Raw genomic sequence first — 16,459 nt, forward strand, 5'->3', positions numbered from 1 at the left:
TTTTTATTTGACATATATTTTTACGATTTTGACAGTTTGTTGCATTTTTTTAACCACAAAATACATATATTTTATAAACTTAGCTAATTAATAAAAAAAATCTTTGACTTTACAGTCACAGAGAAACAACGTAGTTATCTTGTGCCTCGCTATAAGATGTTGCACGATGTACTAGAACAAATATGTGATGTGTCCTGTCGTTGATGATACACATCTTTTATTAGGATTATAAATCTGGTTTAACCAGTATTGAGGAACCCATTATGCCGCAATACAAAGCGCCCTTACGTGATATGCAATTCGTTTTGCATGAATTATTAAATGCCGAAGAACATTACGCAAAACTCCCTGCATTCCAAGAAAACGTAAGCCGTGAGTTGGTTGATCAGTACTTAGAAGCAGCTGCAGACTTCTGTGAAAATGAACTATCTCCATTAAACCAAGTTGGCGACCGCGAAGGTTGTACTTGGAATGATGGCGTAGTAACAACCCCTACAGGTTTTAAAGAAGCATATCAAAAATATATCGAACTTGGATTCCCATCGCTTTCTGTTCCTGAAGAACACGGCGGTCAAGGCTTACCAGGTTCACTCGGCACTGTTATTTCTGAAATGGTCGGTGCTGCAAACTGGGCTTGGGGTATGTATCCAGGTCTTTCTCATGGTGCGGTACGTACTATTGAGCATCACGGTTCAGATGAACAAAAAGCTACTTATTTACCAAAACTTGTTACTGGTGAATGGACAGGTACTATGTGCTTAACAGAATCTCATGCAGGTTCTGACCTTGGTATTATTCGTTCTAAAGCTGAGCCAAATGCAGACGGTAGCTTTGCTATTTCTGGTGAGAAAATCTTTATCTCAGCGGGTGAACACGACATGGCGGACAACATTGTTCACATCGTGTTGGCACGTTTACCAGGTGCACCTAAAGGCACCAAAGGTATTTCTCTATTCATCGTACCTAAATTCAATGTTAATGCTGATGGTTCTATTGGTGAACGTAATGCAGTACGTTGTGGTTCGATTGAACATAAAATGGGAATCCACGGTAACTCAACCTGCGTCATCAATTTTGATAATGCACAAGGCTTCTTGATTGGACCTGAAAACCGCGGTTTACATGCAATGTTTACCTTCATGAACACTGCACGTATTGGTACAGCAGTTCAAGGCTTAACCGCATCTGAATCTTCTTTCCAAGGTGCACTTGCTTATGCGAAAGATCGTTTAGCAATGCGTTCACTTTCAGGTCCTAAAGCACCTGAAAAAGAAGCTGATCCAATTATTGTACATCCTGCTGTTCGCAACATGCTTATGACTCAAAAAGCATTTGCTGAAGGTGGTCGTGCATTAGTTTACTTCTTATCTCAATATGCAGACGTTGTAGAACAAGGTTCTACAGAAGAAGAACGTAAATTCGCTGATAACATCTTGTCTTTACTTACACCAATCGCCAAAGCATTCTTAACTGAAACAGGTTCAGAATCTGCGAAGCATGGCGTGCAAGTTTTTGGTGGTCACGGCTTTATCTCTGAACATGGTATGGAGCAAATTGTACGTGATACACGTATTGCTTGCTTATACGAAGGTACCACTGAAATTCAAGCTTTAGACTTATTGGGTCGTAAAGTATTGGGTACTCAAGGTGCAATGTTAAGAGACTTCACGAAGATCGTGCATAAATTTATTGAAGCCAACAAAGATACTGCTGGCATGAAAGAATTTATTGAACCACTTGCTGCTCTAAATAAAGAGTGGGGTGATTTAACCATGCAAATTGGTATGCGTGCAATGCAAAACCCAGATGAAGTCGGTGCTGCTGCGGTAGATTACATGTACTTCTCTGGTTATGTCACGCTTGCATTCTTATGGGCTCGTATGGCACTTGTCGCTCAAGAAACATTAGCGACTGGTACGACTGAAGTTGATTTCTATAATGCAAAAGTAACTACTGCACGTTTCTACTTCAAAAAAATCTTACCACGTGTTCGCTCTCATGTAGACGTGATCGCGGGTGGCTTAGAGCCGTTAATGTCTTTAGATGCTGAACACTTCGCATTCTAAAAAACTGTACCCTTGAGTACAGAAAAAGAAAAAGGACAGTCATAGCTTTGGCTGTCCTTTTTCTTTATAAATACACATAAATATTGACCCTTATTCGTCTAACATGCCCATGAAGCATTGCTTAGACTCACGAATATGATCTAATTTAAACAAAATCAGGTGTACAATCATGCCAATTTATAATGCGCCCCTTGCGGATATGAAGTTCATCCTTAACGATGTATTTAAAGCAGAACAATTCTGGCAAGCAAACGAAAAACTTGCACATGTTGATGCTGCCACTGCTGAAGCCATTCTTGAAGAAATGGCGAAATTCGCTCAAAATGTTACCTTACCGCTCAATCGTACAGGTGATGAACAAGGCGCACATTATGAAAATGGTGCAGTCACCACACCTGCTGGTTTTAAAGAAGCATTTCAACAATATGCAGAAGGTGGATGGATCGGTTTAGCGGCTGATGAAGAATGGGGCGGTCAGGCTATGCCAAAAATGCTGACTGTACTTGCAGATGAAATGCTCTTTGCAACCAATCCCTCTTTTATGCTCTACCCACTGCTTTCAGTTGGTGCAGGTATGGCATTAAACAGCTATGCATCTCAAGAACAAAAAGAAACGTATTTACCTAAAATCTATTCAGGTGAATGGTCTGGTACCATGTGTTTAACAGAGCCACATGCTGGAACTGATTTAGGTATTATTAAAACTAAAGCTGAACCAAATACAGATGGCACTTATAACATTACCGGTACAAAAATCTTCATTACTGGTGGTGATCATGACCTTGCTGAAAATATCATTCACTTAGTTTTGGCCAAAACACCTGATGCACCTGCAGGTTCTCGTGGTATTTCATTATTCATCGTGCCTAAATTTATGGTCAATGCCGATGGTTCTTTAGGTGAGCGGAATACTGCTGGCCCAGGTTCTATTGAACATAAAATGGGGATTAAAGCTTCTGCGACTTGTGTGATGAACTTTGATGCTGCAAAAGGCTACCTAGTAGGCAAAGAAAATGAAGGTTTAGCTGCCATGTTCGTCATGATGAATTACGAACGCTTATCTATGGGTATTCAAGGCCTCGGTGCTTCTGAATATGCCTATCAAAATGCAGCACAATATGCGACAGATCGTGTACAAGGCCGTAGCGTTACTGGCGTAAAATCACCAAACAAACCTGCAGATAGCATTCTGGTACATGGTGATGTACGTCGTATGTTACTCAATGCACGTGCCAATAACGAAGCATCTCGTGCATTTGCAGTGTATGTAGGTCAACAATTAGACATCACTAAGTTCTCAACAGATCCTAAAGCAATCGCTGCGGCAAATAACCGTGTTGCCCTACTGACTCCGATTGCCAAAGCTTATTTAACAGATACTGCTTTTGATGCTGTTATCGATGCACAAATGGTCTTTGGTGGGCATGGCTATATCCGTGAATGGGGTATGGAACAATGTGTTCGTGACCTACGTATTGCACAGATTTATGAAGGCACCAACGGCGTTCAAGCTCAAGATTTAATTGGTCGTAAAACCATTAAATGTAAGGGTGAATTCATTGCTGAATATATTACAGAAATTCGTGATTTTGCCAACGAATTAGACACTGATTTGAACTTCATTAAAGATGCAACCTTAGATGTTGTCACTGAAATAGAAATGATCACCCAACACATTTTGGAACGCGCACAGGAAAATGCAGAATTCTCGAATGCCGCTGCTGTTGATTATTTACATGCAGTGGGTCTATTAAGCTTTAGCTATATGTTCGCAAAAATTGCCAATGCAGCACAAGCAAAAGAAGGTGAGTTTTATCAAAATAAGCTTGCACTAGTACATTACTTTATTCAACGTATCCTACCTGATTTAAGTTCACGTATTATGAAGATCAAAGCTGGTTCAGAAGTCATTATGAACTTCAGTGAAGATTATTTTATTAACCAAGCTTAAACTCTAGTTATGTAAAAAACGCCTGTCATTTCAGGCGTTTTTTATTATTTTATTAAGGATAATATTTCCTGATTACATTCGACATTTCAGGATTAGAATTGTCTAAAGCATTTGATATCTTCTGAATATCTGTTTCAGAACGATTCTGGCTCACTTTAAATTTACCGACAATGGATGTAATTTCAATTTCAAGTGCTGCAATTTTTTCTAATTGTTCTTCAAAAATCTTCTGGTGCATCCGTCATTCTCCATGGCTTTTCTTGCATAACCTCATGATTACGGGTTAAGCGTGCCAATACACCACGTAAATATTTTTCATCATCTATACGCCTAGCCATACCCTTTACATGCACAACACGATAATTCCATGTCGGAACAACCCGATGGTGCCGTTGTTTTCCTTCGTACCAACGGGGTGAAATATAACTTTGTTCGGCTTGAAAAATAACATAGGCAGATTTTGCTTGATCTAACAAACTAAACAAGGGATGCGCTTTTGCAATATGCGCTCGTAATACTCCTAACTCACCCATCGAACTGTCCAGTTCAAAAGAAATATGATTGGCTTCTATTTCCCCTTCATTAATTATGACTAAGCTACCTAATGGATAATTGAGCATGAGTCTAAATAGCTCATCTTCATTTTCTTCTAAAAAGTGGGTTGGTAAATACATGATAGACGTGCTCTATCATCGCTACTATTTTGAATTTTGCTATAAAGAACTTAACATTTTTTATGCTCACTATAAATCTGCATCAATTTTAATATTTTCTTCATGTGCATGAAATTTGCATGCTCTTAACTAAATTGAGTTACAGTCATCCAATAACGAGGAGGGAAATATGAGCAATAAAGACCCACGAATTGAAAAAATAGAGAGTTTACTTGATCGCTTTGGTAATCTTGCGGTAGAAGCCTTTCACTATATCGCCTTATTTATTATTGGCTGTATGATCGCATGGTCAGCTATTCATACCATTATTGAAATTTTAACAGTAAAACAATATGCAACGATTGATGATATTTTATTAATTTTCATTTATCTAGAATTGGGTGCAATGGTTGGAATTTACTTTAAAACCAACCATATGCCAGTGCGTTTTCTGATTTATGTTGCTATTACAGCACTGACCCGATTACTAATTTCAAATATTCAACATGAGCATAAAGCCAGTATGGATTTAATCCTTATCACTGGTTCTATTCTCATTCTAGCCATCGCGATTTTAATTGTAAGATATGCCTCATGGAATTATCCGTCTGTGGTTCGAGATAAACACATGAGTAAACCATTGGCACATGGTAAAACACCTCGTCCAGAGGATGATGAACTCGCATAAAAATACAGCTTTAGCTAATGCGATTCGCCTAAATATTTTCCATCAAATTATCGTTACACCTCAGTATTCCCTCTTTGCAAAGAGGGAATACTTGAATCATCTGATACTAATCGATTGTGCTTATGTCTTCTCTTTAAAGGGCAATCTTATTATTAGGCCAGATGGAATAATGCAATAAAATCTAAACGAATCAATCTTCAGGTTTTCAACTTACTTTCAAAACTATCCAGCAACAATCAGTTAATACATACTGAGCTAATCTCTACCATTTAATAAAACTTGAGCGATGAATCCTGTAGCAAGGCCGGCCAATACAAAATGATCAAGCATTTTCAAATATCAACGATCATTAGGTACCTGTACATAACGACCATTTTGGAAAATCCAATGCATTCCCACCTGCGGATCTGGTAAACCATAGCGTCGCCAATCGCTAATTAGCGTATATCTTGAACTTTCAATTTTAGAGTTTGCATCACCATTAACAAAGCCATGGCTTTCAGTCCGAGATTCTGTACGTGTTGGAAACTGGTCGTTATAAATAATCGTGACACCATTTTGAGGCGGATATGCTGGGTAGCTTGGATAACTTGGGCTCGGATACGGAGGAGGCCCCCAATGAGGTGGTCTTTGATTTAATGGTGGTTGAATAGGATATTCCTGTGTAAATGGATGCCCATAGGGATCCGCATAGCCCTGATATGTTGTGGTATATGGATATTTATGGGGTTGTTGCCGTTCAACACCACGATAATTCCCCCAATCTTTTGCATCAGCCATGGCTAAGGTAGATCCCCCTGTAATCAACAGAGTTAAAGCTGTCAAAATAAATATTTTTTTCATGACATTACCTATATTAACCATTCACAGAGTTAGTTTAATCTTAAATTCAAGATAAGTAATGAATAAATAATATACAAATTATATTTTCAAACAGAGCACAAGGCTGCTGAGCTTCAATTTAAACAGACATATCTGTTAACATACCATTTTAACCTTATGGATGCTGTATCGTGGCTGAACTGAGTTTTGACCGTCTACATCAATTTTTTTGCAAAGTTCCAAGCATTCAAGAATCTTTGATTGATAGTTATGGTTCAGATGGAAAACACACCTGGTGGTTTAAATTCCAAATTAATGTTGAGCATCCATTGGCTTGGCAAACTGTGCAAGAACTTGGTCACGTACTCAATTATATTTCTAAAAACGAACGGTTACCGACACAATTTCTCCCAGTTTCACCACCACCCTATATGAATGGTGAAGCCAAGTATTTCTTAGCTTGGGTAATTCAGTGTAATCATGCTGAGTTTAGCCCTGATGTTGTTTGCGATTGGTTAGAAGCGCGATTACCAAGTCCTGTTGAAGATGAAACGCAGTGGAAAATAAAAACTGATTTAAAAGAATTAGACCAAATTGCAGATAAAGATTTAGACGCATTGATCCCACCCAATCCGCAATAAATAGACAATAAAAATCCCTCAAAAATGAGGGATATCTATTAAAATTAGCGTCATCATCCTGTTGGCTCTAATTTAAAAAGTCGACAAACCACTCCATTCCATAAAGCGGTATACGCCATACTTCAACTTCGATTCATCTGCATATGTGGCATAATCGACACTAATTTTTCGGCCATTTAAGTTCGACCACGCTGTATTGAAATACTGATTTTCATCTAGGAATACTTGTTGTTGCGGTGTTCCAACGACGCGTAAATCAGTTTCCAAATTATAGTTTTTCAAATTACGTGCTGTAAAATTTGCAGAGCCTAAAATCATTTCAGCAGATTGTGCATTGCGTTTTACAATCATCTTGCTATGGCACTGTTCACCTTGAGTATTACACCAACGCACATCAATACCTGCATCATGTAATTCTGAAGCCACCTGACGGTTTGGAATACCATTTTTTTGACGACCAAATGCATCTTTATTCGGATCAAGTAATACCCTTAATTTTACACCACGCTGTTTTGCATCAATCAATTGCTTCACAATTTGATGCTCTGATAAATAGAACATTGCTAAATCAATTTGATCATTAGCTTTTGCTGTTTGCAACAGATTTAATACCGCCTTATAAATGGCTTTTTCAGTTAAAACTTGCACTTGTGGATCTGTAGCTACACCATCAAAATCTCCCATGACAACAAAAGGCGTATCTCCACCTGACATCTGCGCTACAGGCTGTTCAGATTTTAAAACATCAATTGCCGTTGGGCCTGAGACCCATAATGCAACATTTGAATGGCGTGAACTTCCATCGTGTGGATTTGCCGAAGTGACGATTGTTTGCCATCCTTCAGCAGTATCGACCACAATGGTTTTACGGTGATTTGCTTTAAAATTAAATAAATTTAAATAGCTACGAATGGTAATTTTTTCTTGACCAAAAGGATTCGATAACCAGCCTTTTTGTGGATTATTCCCCACATCCTGACAACATAAATACCAAAACCCAGACCATGCTGGGTTTGAAGCACGCAGCGGTATCAGATTAGTTTCAATTACATCCACGCCCCCTTGACGTAATTGACGATATTGCTCAGATAACACGCCCCCATAAACTGAATTAATAGGATCGGTAATAAACTTAATTTCGAGGGTTGGATTCACCACTTTTTGATTAACCAATGCATCAATCAGTTGTTTCGTTAAAGCTCTTTGCTGAGCTTGAGAGCTGCCGACTTCTTGATTAAATAAAAACATATCAATCACAATGGTGCTTTTGGCTTCGCCGATCAGCTTCAATATCTGATTGAAAATTTGATGGTCGAGTTGTTGCTGACCTTGAGCATCAATATAGGTTTGATCTGCAATAAATTTCACCTTCGCATGATGTAATGGACCAGCATAGTCCAAACCTTCTGGCAAAGGCTTATAGACCTGATAGGCGGCAGATGCGAAATAACCTAAAGCTAAAACACTCAAAATCGCACCGAAGTAACGGCGGCGTGACCAATTCAGCTTATTGTGAATTTTATTAAAGATACGCATAAAACAAGACCTAATCTAATATGTCCAGACTAGGTCTTATCTCTTTATTTTTCAATCATGATTTGGTGAAAGAATGCAAATGCTTAAAATTTAAAATCTACACCGATCACAAAGTTACGCCCCATTTGTGGAATATTGGCTAAGAAAGAACTATGTTCATAGACCATTTCATCTAGTAAATTATTGGCATTAAAAAATACTCGTGCTTCCTGTTTACCTAACAGTGGATACTTATAAGCCACACCAACATTGACCATGTTATAACCCTGCGTATCCGTTTCATATGCTGCAATATCATTTTGCTTAAACACATGTGCATACTCTGCCGAACCTGACCAATGATCATCAAAATCAGCATTGACTCGTGTTCCTAAACGACCAGCTGGTATACGTGGAGCATTCTCAGCATCAATTTTGCCGCGCACATAATCCCCAAATAATCCGACTTTATAGATTGGTGACCATTGATAAGCTACTTCAGCTTCAGTGCCATAAAACTTGGCTTTATCTTGAGCGTACTGAATTAAACGGAAATCTTTATATTGATCAAGAGTCTGCGCATAAATGTAGTTATCAAACCAATTATGATACAGATGAACATGATAGCTCAGTTTTTCAGCATCATAATGCAGCCCTAACTCCACATTATTAGATTTTTCTTTATCTAAATCTTGATTACCCAATTCGTAAGTATTGGTGGCAAAGTGTTTACCATCCGCATAAAGCTCTTGTGCCAATGGCAAGCGCTCTTGATGTGAGCCTACGAGTGATAACTTATAATTCGGAGCAAACTCCCAGTTCACTGCACCTGAATACGAGAAAGCGTGTCCATCGAAATCTTTTTGTGTTGAATCTATTTCAATTTTTTGCTGATCTAAACGTGCACCCAATTCAAAATGCAGATCATTCCACTGTTTATGCTCTAAACCAAAGACACTATATTTTTGAGTTTTATTCGGAGCAAGAATCGCCTCTTCACCTGAAATGTCTAGTTTTTGTTGGCTGGCTTGAATCCCAATCACACCTTCCCAATCTGCAACGGGGTTATGAACCAACTCTAAACGTCCTTCATAGCCTTTACTCTTAAAGGTGGTCATTGCTGTGCCAGCTTCAATTTCATCATGTTGATAATCGGTATAACTGGCTTGTGCTCGTAATTTTTTGAAGCCTGCAAGTGGATTATTCAATTCAGAACGGAAATCATAACGCTCCGTTTTTAAATCAATCCAAGGACCTGCTTCTGCATGCTCATGCTCAGAGTTTGTAGTTGAATCTGTACCACATCCAGTTAAAGTTAGGCGGGTTGGACTCAGTTGGCAACTTTCATATTCATGGCTATGTCCAGGTAAACCATATTGATCTTGTCTATTGCTATACGATACACCAGCAAAACCACGCTCACCAATCCACGACAACCCCACATTCACATTGTCTGAGCCCGAAAAGGTATTACCGACACGACGTTCTTTATTGGTATGTGTATGGTCACCATGTTCTTCCGTTACACTATAATTGGGTGCAATATAATCATTGGCATCTCGTGTTAAACCTTCAACCCGTAAAGCCACATTTGAACCAAGACCAACGGTGATCCCTGCATGAGCAAGTTTTTCATCATTGCCGGTGTTATAGCGCACACCAACATCTCCCTCATAACCATTTTCAGGCATTTGGGTGGCAATTTTGCTATCTGTCACATTGACCAAACCACCGACTGAACCAGCACCATACAGCAAGGTTGATGGTCCACGAATCACTTCAATCTTGGTTGCAAGTTGCGGATCGACAGTAACAGCATGATCGGGGGATAAACTCGAAACATCCATAGTTTCGGTTGCATTCTGTGTAACTTTAACCCGTGCCCCTTCTTGACCACGGATAACAGGACGGCTTGAACCTGCACCAAAACTATTAGAACGTACGCCTAATTCATCTTTTAGTACTTCACCTAAAGTACTTCCGGCTTGTTGTAATTGTTGTTGATCTACAGTTTGATCTGCAACCCCAAAATCTGTATCAGATTGATCTAAAGGATGTGCTGAAACTGTAATCGTTGCCAATTGCTGCACTGGATCATTTGAGTCTTCTGCCCACAAAGACGTTGAAAAAATTGCTGAAATTGAAAGTGTCAGAACACTTTTAGAAAATGACATGAATTGCTCTCTAAGCTCAGTATTTTATTAAAATGTAATACTATAACATTTCATTTTAATTGCAATAAAAAACATTCTCCTGTCTTCATTTTGTTTAAACTACAGCATGACAAAGTCACTGTTTTATTTTTTAAAGTTTTAAATGCCTTTTACGATTTCACATGCTGTACTCGCCCCTCCCATCGCTAAATTAACGGGCTATCGTTTACCTATTGCTGCTTTAGCGATTGGAACAATGACCCCTGATTTATATCGTTTATTTACCACCGCAGATTATAATTTTACACATCAATGGCAAAGCTTAATTTTTCCAAATTTATTTATTGCTCTTGGTTTTTGCTTATTGTGGTATTGCCTATATAGACCGGTTGTTTTTCGATTGATCGGTTTAAAAAAACCGCTCAACTTAAATAGTCTTGACAAAACGATAGAATTTTTACTCAGCCTAATCATTGCCACCATTGTAGGAATTGCCACACACCTGATTTGGGATGGCTTAACCCATTCCGATTTTAGAACCTTTGCCTTTGAAGATTTTCTCAATAGTCCTGTCTATTTTTGGGGATATAGCTATCCAATGCATCGCGTACTACAAATTGGTAGCTCAGTTTTAGCTTTACCTTTTTTGTTCTGGATGTCTGTACATTATTATTTTAAATATAAACAAAATCAGCCCATTAATAACCAAATTAAAGTGTATGCACTACTGTTATTTTTAATCACGGGCTTAAGTGGTACTGTTTCCTATTTTCATTTTTCACAGCAAGTTCAATCAAATCCAATGGTGAATGACCTGTATTGGTATCTTGGAAAATCCATCAATCAGTTTACTCAAGCTGCGCTGATTAGCTTTAGCTTCGGTTGCCTCATTTTCTTATTTTTAGACCGAAAACATCGACTTGGCTAATTTTTAATGGCAGTGTTTACACTTCCTACATGATGAATCACGTAAAAACTGATTGAAATTCCATGGTTTTTTGATCTGCTCCTTGTGACAAAATTCTCAAAGAGGCATAATCCATCATTCAGAGGCGGTACGCTGTTTACGTATACGCTTGCCTTAACCCATATAGTTGGATGTTTTACGCTATGATGCGAACTCATTACTGCGGTACTTTAACCGAAGCTCAAATTGACCAAACCGTTACCTTATGCGGTTGGGTACATCGTCGCCGTGACCACGGTGGTGTTATCTTTCTTGATATGCGTGACCGTGATGGTCTAGTACAAGTCGTAATTGACCCAGATACCCCAGAAGCATTCTCTACCGCAGACAAAGTACGTTCTGAATTCGTACTTAAAATTACAGGTCGTGTGCGTCGTCGTTATGAAGGCACTGAAAATTCAAATATGGTCAGTGGCCAAATTGAAGTTTTAGCAAAAAACATCGAAGTACTTGCTGCTTCTGAAACTCCACCATTCCCATTGAATGATGAAAATACCAATATTTCTGAAGAAGTACGTTTGAAATATCGTTTCCTTGATATTCGTCGTCCAGAAATGCTTGATCGTTTACGTTTCCGCTCTAAATTGACGAATCTCATTCGTAACTATTTCGAAGAAAATGGTTTCTTAGACGTTGAAACACCTATTTTGACACGTGCAACCCCTGAAGGTGCGCGTGACTATTTAGTGCCAAGTCGTGTATCGAATGGTAGTTTCTATGCACTGCCACAATCACCACAGTTATTTAAACAACTGTTGATGGTTGGTGGTATTGATCGTTATTACCAAATTGCAAAATGTTTCCGTGACGAAGACTTACGTGCTGATCGTCAGCCAGAATTCACTCAGATCGATGTTGAAACATCGTTCATGAGTGACGATGACATTATGGATTTGATGGAAACTTTAACTATTAAAATGTTCAAAGAACTTTTAAATGTGAATTTCGACAAATTCCCACGTATGACTTATGCAGATGCAATGCGTGACTATGCTTCTGACAAGCCAGATATGCGTATTCCTTTGAAATTGGTTGACGTTGCAGACATGATGCAAGACGTTGAGTTCAAAGTATTCGCAGGTCCAGCTAAAGATCCTAAAGGTCGTATTGTTGCTCTTCGCGTTCCAGGCGCTGGTGCATTACCACGTAGCCAAATCGACGAATATACTAAATTTGTGGGTATCTACGGTGCGAAAGGTTTGGCTTATATTAAAGTCAACGAACTTGAAAAAGGCATCGAAGGTCTACAGTCTCCAATCGTTAAATTCATCGAGCCAATCGTACTTGATTTATTAAAACGTGTTGGTGCTGAAAATGGCGATATCGTATTCTTTGGTGCGGACAAAGCTAAAGTTGTAAACGATGCAATGGGTGCTTTACGTATTAAAGTCGGTCATGACATGAAAATGTCGACTACAGAGTGGGCTCCTCTTTGGGTTGTAGACTTCCCAATGTTTGAAGAAACTGATGATGGCAAATGGACTTCTGTGCATCACCCATTCACGCTACCTAAATCAAGCGTTGAAGAAGTGAAGAACAACCCAGGTGCTGCACTGTCTGTTGCTTATGACATGGTATTGAATGGTACTGAAGTTGGTGGTGGTTCACTCCGTATCTTTAACTTAGAAATGCAACAAGCAATCTTTGCCGCATTGGGTATTTCTGAAGAGGAAGCGGAAGAAAAATTTAGCTTCTTACTCAACGCATTACGTTACGGTGCACCTCCACATGGTGGCTTGGCATTTGGTCTAGATCGTTTGGTCATGTTGATGACGGGTGCGACTTCAATTCGTGATGTGATTGCATTCCCGAAAACTAAAACTGCGGAATGTCCATTGACTCAAGCTCCTGCACCAGTTGAACCAAATCAATTGCGTGATTTAGGTATTCGTTTACGCGAAAAACCTAAAGCAGAAGAAAAACAAGTTTAAGGCTTAATTTTCTTTTCAAAAAACCCTGCATATGCAGGGTTTTTTATTGCTCTATTTTAGAATATGCTCAAATAAAATGACTTAAAGAAATCAAATGAAAATTATCCATTATATAAAAAACAATCTCTAATAATCTGGATGCTTTTAATCTCTCTAAATGCAAAAATATGCTATACCTTCCATGTTTGACATTTCGCAAACGTAAAGCTGTATCAACTCTTCTCTTACTTATTTTGATCTTGCCGATTTCAATAGAACTCCTACATTTGAGTAGAAGTATTAAATTAAATTCATTGGTTTGTCAGAGCTCATTGAACAATATCAATCAACCCATCTCCTCCCTTACTGCAACGCGCTAGAGTATTTTTCAGCCAAAACTTCCATCTCACTTTCGAGTCTAATCATTTAACATGTAATACCGTACAATTTTTATCAAACTATCCTTCTTTTTATTCTCTCCCTCCTCTCATTCAGCTATTTATATATTTTACCAAATCACGAATCAAAAACTTGAAGTAGGATTTATTCAAATAATTAACAACTTTCTGTCAATACTCTGAATCAAGATCTTCAAAAAATGATTAATATCGCACCTGAACCGTACATTTGGTCATATAAACGTTTCCGCAATTCCCTAGGCATTCCAACATACACAATAAATAGATTTTGCTGATATTCTTTCGCTTATGATATTGAATTGAAAATTAGGCCGGATCGTATTTTTATTGAGATAAATTCTCAATACTGGCATAATAGTGTGGTTAATTTTATAGGTGAATTCCCTCATGGCTATGCGTCCTGAAGTCCGTCGTCATACAATTGTTCTTATTGCTTTCGCAATTATTCAATGGGGTTTTATGCGCTATATCATTAGTCATCAAGTCTTTAACTTAGATACTTCGGATCGTATTTTATATTTTTGCTTAAGTAGTTTTGGCGGGGCTTTCTTAATTTTTGGTGCACTCATTTATATGATTATTAAGGGTAATGCTGAAGAATAAAGGGCTATCTAAAGAATCATGACCACATTTTCATTTTTACGGTTTATCCCTCTAAGCGTCTTACAGCTATTGGCTAGATTAATTGCCTTTTTTATTAATACTCGCCCCCAATCAGGTATGTTATGGAAAGTGCGAGTCAATCTATCTTTAGCTTATCCAGAACTATCAGAACATGATCGCAAACGACTCGCGCGCGAAAGTGTCATAAAACAATGTTTGTCTTATGCAGAGTCACTCAAATGCTGGGCGATGCCTCCTGAATGGAGTCTCAAGCAGATACATACTGTGCACCATCTCGATGTACTGACCAATGCATTAAAAGACCCTAAAGGTGCTTTAATTATTATTCCTCATTTAGGGACATGGGAAATGATAAATGCTTGGATACATCAATATGGTACCCCCACAATTATGTATAAGCCGATGAAAGATCCCAATATTAATAATTTCGTACTTGAGGCCCGTCAACGCCTCAATGCCTCACTGGTGCCAACAGATGCTACTGGAGTAAAAGCATTATTTAAAAACCTAAAGCAAGGTGGCTTTAGTATTATTTTACCCGACCATGTTCCCCACCCCTCAGGTGGCGTCTTTGTACCATTTTTTAATACTAAAACCCTGACTAGTACTCTTGCCAGTAAAATGGCACAAAAAACACATTGCCGTTTGGTCGGTCTAAGCTGTTTTCGTCGTGAAGATGGTGCAGGATTTGATATCTATTGTGATAATTTAGATGATCCTGAGCTGTACCATGCAGATATTGTTGTTGCCACAACTGCTTTAAATAAAGCGGTCGAATACATTATTAACCGCTCTCCTGCAGATTATATGTGGGGCTATAAACGATTTAAATACTTAGAGAATAAAGAAAATATATACAAAAAAACCTGAGCACTTATTGAAACTTATAAGTGATCAGGTTTAGATTTTTAATTATTTAAATTTCATTCTAATGATGATTTGTCCATGAAGTTGTTGATATCGGAAATTTATAAATTTTAACAATTCTAGAAATGGCCTAGAAATTTCACGTTTAACTTTCTGAACAAAACTTATTTTAGGCTTAATAATTTTTTCAACTTCACCTTTACGTACACGACGGTCATCTTCTAAATGACTTGGAAATTTTTCATGACATTTATTCAATATGAAGTCCTGAATACATAATGCTGGGACCATTTGAAAAATACGATCATTCCCTTGCAACATATAATCATTAAAAACGATATGATCGATAGGAATTAACTTCTTATATTTTTTAATAAATTTTAATAAATTAGCAGCCCCATTATTCGATAAAATATATCCACCACATCCCATATGCCTACTCTTCAAAACAGCAAGCTTACGTTGAGCTATGGAAATATCATCTTTATCATTTAATACCGTAATATACCGATAGAATGCTTCTAACTTAATAATATTATAATCTTTGGGAATCCAGCTTGGATCTGAAAGAAATGTCTTTGCTTGGCTTCCCAAATAAATATCATCTTCAAAAATAGCAATATAATCTAAATTATCATCAACAGCTTTTTTCCATAATGCGACATGACTTAATAAGCAAGAAACTTCACTTTTTTTTAAATCAGTTGCTGTTAGATCTAGACCTAACTCCCTCACCATGCTTTCCATCGTTTCAGGTACCACGGCATCAAAGAATTGAAATTCAATATCTTGACGCCCAAATTCAGCAGAAATATGCTCTCTACGTTTAACAGCTGTAGATAAGCTAATCACAAAGTTTTTCATATTTAAATAAGCGTATAGCTCCGATGTTGTAATATAACCATTCAGAAGGATTATCTGTGATTATTTTACAAAATAAGCTCAAAATCCTCCTCCTCTCATTCATACTTATACTGGTTTAGCCATGGCTATATTTTTATTCCACTGATTTGCAGTTAAGTTATTTTACTGAACAATTCAAATAAATTAAAAAATTCCAACTCTTTAGAATTTAAAAAATACTGCTGTAATAAAATAACAAATGGCTAAAATTTAATTATCAAACCAAATTTACCACTCACTCTGCCACTCAGAGTCCCAATGATAAATCCAAAATCAAAAC

12 protein-coding genes and 2 pseudogenes are annotated in these 16,459 nt (G+C 37.8%); 9 read left to right on the plus strand and 5 right to left on the minus strand.

The genetic code is table 11. The features are described from left to right. Nucleotides 1-263 precede the first annotated feature (263 nt). Together B9T27_RS00305 and B9T27_RS00310 are read left to right on the plus strand one after the other, a co-directional pair. Entirely contained in the window at nucleotides 264-2,066 is a 1,803-nt protein-coding gene (locus B9T27_RS00305) for an acyl-CoA dehydrogenase C-terminal domain-containing protein (protein WP_086204895.1), read from the plus strand. Between the two features lie 169 nt (nucleotides 2,067-2,235). After that, the gene (locus tag B9T27_RS00310; RefSeq protein ID WP_086204896.1) at nucleotides 2,236-4,017 is read left to right on the plus strand and encodes an acyl-CoA dehydrogenase C-terminal domain-containing protein; all 1,782 of its coding nucleotides are present in this window, start codon (nucleotides 2,236-2,238) and stop codon (nucleotides 4,015-4,017) included. Nucleotides 4,018-4,069: 52 nt separating this feature from the next. Here the strand turns inward: B9T27_RS00310 and B9T27_RS00315 are convergent. After that, a pseudogene (locus B9T27_RS00315) lies at nucleotides 4,070-4,691 on the minus strand (FMN-binding negative transcriptional regulator). 169 nt (nucleotides 4,692-4,860) lie between these two features. On the opposite strand from B9T27_RS00315, the gene B9T27_RS00320 reads away from it, so the two are divergent. Next, entirely contained in the window at nucleotides 4,861-5,358 is a 498-nt protein-coding gene (locus tag B9T27_RS00320; RefSeq protein ID WP_086204897.1) for a phosphate-starvation-inducible protein PsiE, read from the plus strand. A gap of 339 nt (nucleotides 5,359-5,697) precedes the next feature. On the opposite strand, the gene B9T27_RS00325 is transcribed toward B9T27_RS00320, so the two are convergent. Next, on the minus strand, nucleotides 5,698-6,201 hold the full coding sequence (locus B9T27_RS00325) for an RcnB family protein (protein WP_086204898.1): 504 nt from the start codon (nucleotides 6,199-6,201) through the stop codon (nucleotides 5,698-5,700). Between the two features lie 170 nt (nucleotides 6,202-6,371). Here B9T27_RS00325 and B9T27_RS00330 point away from each other — a divergent pair, with 170 nt between their 5' ends. After that, the gene (locus B9T27_RS00330; protein WP_086204899.1) at nucleotides 6,372-6,821 is read left to right on the plus strand and encodes a hypothetical protein; all 450 of its coding nucleotides are present in this window, start codon (nucleotides 6,372-6,374) and stop codon (nucleotides 6,819-6,821) included. A 72-nt stretch (nucleotides 6,822-6,893) separates the two neighbouring features. Here B9T27_RS00330 and B9T27_RS00335 read toward each other — a convergent pair whose 3' ends face one another. Beyond that, a complete protein-coding gene (locus tag B9T27_RS00335) occupies nucleotides 6,894-8,357 on the minus strand; it encodes a phospholipase D family protein (protein WP_086204900.1) in 1,464 nt (487 codons plus the stop codon). An 83-nt stretch (nucleotides 8,358-8,440) separates the two neighbouring features. Then, nucleotides 8,441-10,510: a zinc piracy TonB-dependent receptor ZnuD gene (gene znuD / locus B9T27_RS00340; protein WP_086204901.1), complete on the minus strand. Its 2,070-nt coding sequence runs from the start codon at nucleotides 10,508-10,510 to the stop codon at nucleotides 8,441-8,443. A gap of 142 nt (nucleotides 10,511-10,652) precedes the next feature. Between znuD and B9T27_RS00345 the strand changes: the two genes are divergently transcribed. The 5 genes and pseudogenes from B9T27_RS00345 to B9T27_RS00360 all read left to right on the plus strand — a co-directional run bounded on the left by B9T27_RS00345 (nucleotide 10,653) and on the right by B9T27_RS00360 (nucleotide 15,279). Then, complete coding sequence (locus B9T27_RS00345) at nucleotides 10,653-11,417, plus strand: DUF4184 family protein (RefSeq protein ID WP_086204902.1); 765 nt, start codon at nucleotides 10,653-10,655, stop codon at nucleotides 11,415-11,417. A 182-nt stretch (nucleotides 11,418-11,599) separates the two neighbouring features. Next, nucleotides 11,600-13,387, plus strand: a complete 1,788-nt coding sequence (gene aspS, locus B9T27_RS00350; protein ID WP_086204903.1) for an aspartate--tRNA ligase — start codon at nucleotides 11,600-11,602, stop codon at nucleotides 13,385-13,387. Between the two features lie 538 nt (nucleotides 13,388-13,925). Next, nucleotides 13,926-14,060: pseudogene (locus tag B9T27_RS15175) on the plus strand (lipid A biosynthesis acyltransferase); the annotation flags it as partial. Between the two features lie 112 nt (nucleotides 14,061-14,172). Then, nucleotides 14,173-14,388: a hypothetical protein gene (locus B9T27_RS00355; protein WP_086204904.1), complete on the plus strand. Its 216-nt coding sequence runs from the start codon at nucleotides 14,173-14,175 to the stop codon at nucleotides 14,386-14,388. Nucleotides 14,389-14,406: 18 nt separating this feature from the next. Continuing rightward, complete coding sequence (locus B9T27_RS00360; protein ID WP_086204905.1) at nucleotides 14,407-15,279, plus strand: lysophospholipid acyltransferase family protein; 873 nt, start codon at nucleotides 14,407-14,409, stop codon at nucleotides 15,277-15,279. A 42-nt stretch (nucleotides 15,280-15,321) separates the two neighbouring features. Here the strand turns inward: B9T27_RS00360 and B9T27_RS00365 are convergent, their stop codons facing one another. Beyond that, on the minus strand, nucleotides 15,322-16,140 hold the full coding sequence (locus B9T27_RS00365; RefSeq protein ID WP_086204906.1) for a glycosyltransferase family 25 protein: 819 nt from the start codon (nucleotides 16,138-16,140) through the stop codon (nucleotides 15,322-15,324). Nucleotides 16,141-16,459: the final 319 nt, after the last annotated feature.

The sequence above is a fragment of the Acinetobacter sp. ANC 4648 genome, from assembly GCF_002135345.1.
GTDB lineage: Bacteria > Pseudomonadota > Gammaproteobacteria > Pseudomonadales > Moraxellaceae > Acinetobacter.

Bases quoted from the DNA above. Each gene is read 5' to 3' on its own strand.
- B9T27_RS00365 (WP_086204906.1), bottom strand. From the start codon at position 16,140: ATGAAAAACTTTGTGATTAGCTTATCTACAGCTGTTAAACGTAGAGAG.
- B9T27_RS00360 (WP_086204905.1), top strand. From the start codon at position 14,407: ATGACCACATTTTCATTTTTACGGTTTATCCCTCTAAGCGTCTTACAG.
- B9T27_RS00320 (WP_086204897.1), top strand. From the start codon at position 4,861: ATGAGCAATAAAGACCCACGAATTGAAAAAATAGAGAGTTTACTTGAT.
- B9T27_RS00345 (WP_086204902.1), top strand. From the start codon at position 10,653: ATGCCTTTTACGATTTCACATGCTGTACTCGCCCCTCCCATCGCTAAA.
- B9T27_RS00355 (WP_086204904.1), top strand. From the start codon at position 14,173: ATGGCTATGCGTCCTGAAGTCCGTCGTCATACAATTGTTCTTATTGCT.
- B9T27_RS00310 (WP_086204896.1), top strand. From the start codon at position 2,236: ATGCCAATTTATAATGCGCCCCTTGCGGATATGAAGTTCATCCTTAAC.
- B9T27_RS00325 (WP_086204898.1), bottom strand. From the start codon at position 6,201: ATGAAAAAAATATTTATTTTGACAGCTTTAACTCTGTTGATTACAGGG.
- znuD (WP_086204901.1), bottom strand. From the start codon at position 10,510: ATGTCATTTTCTAAAAGTGTTCTGACACTTTCAATTTCAGCAATTTTT.
- B9T27_RS00305 (WP_086204895.1), top strand. From the start codon at position 264: ATGCCGCAATACAAAGCGCCCTTACGTGATATGCAATTCGTTTTGCAT.
- aspS (WP_086204903.1), top strand. From the start codon at position 11,600: ATGATGCGAACTCATTACTGCGGTACTTTAACCGAAGCTCAAATTGAC.
- B9T27_RS00335 (WP_086204900.1), bottom strand. From the start codon at position 8,357: ATGCGTATCTTTAATAAAATTCACAATAAGCTGAATTGGTCACGCCGC.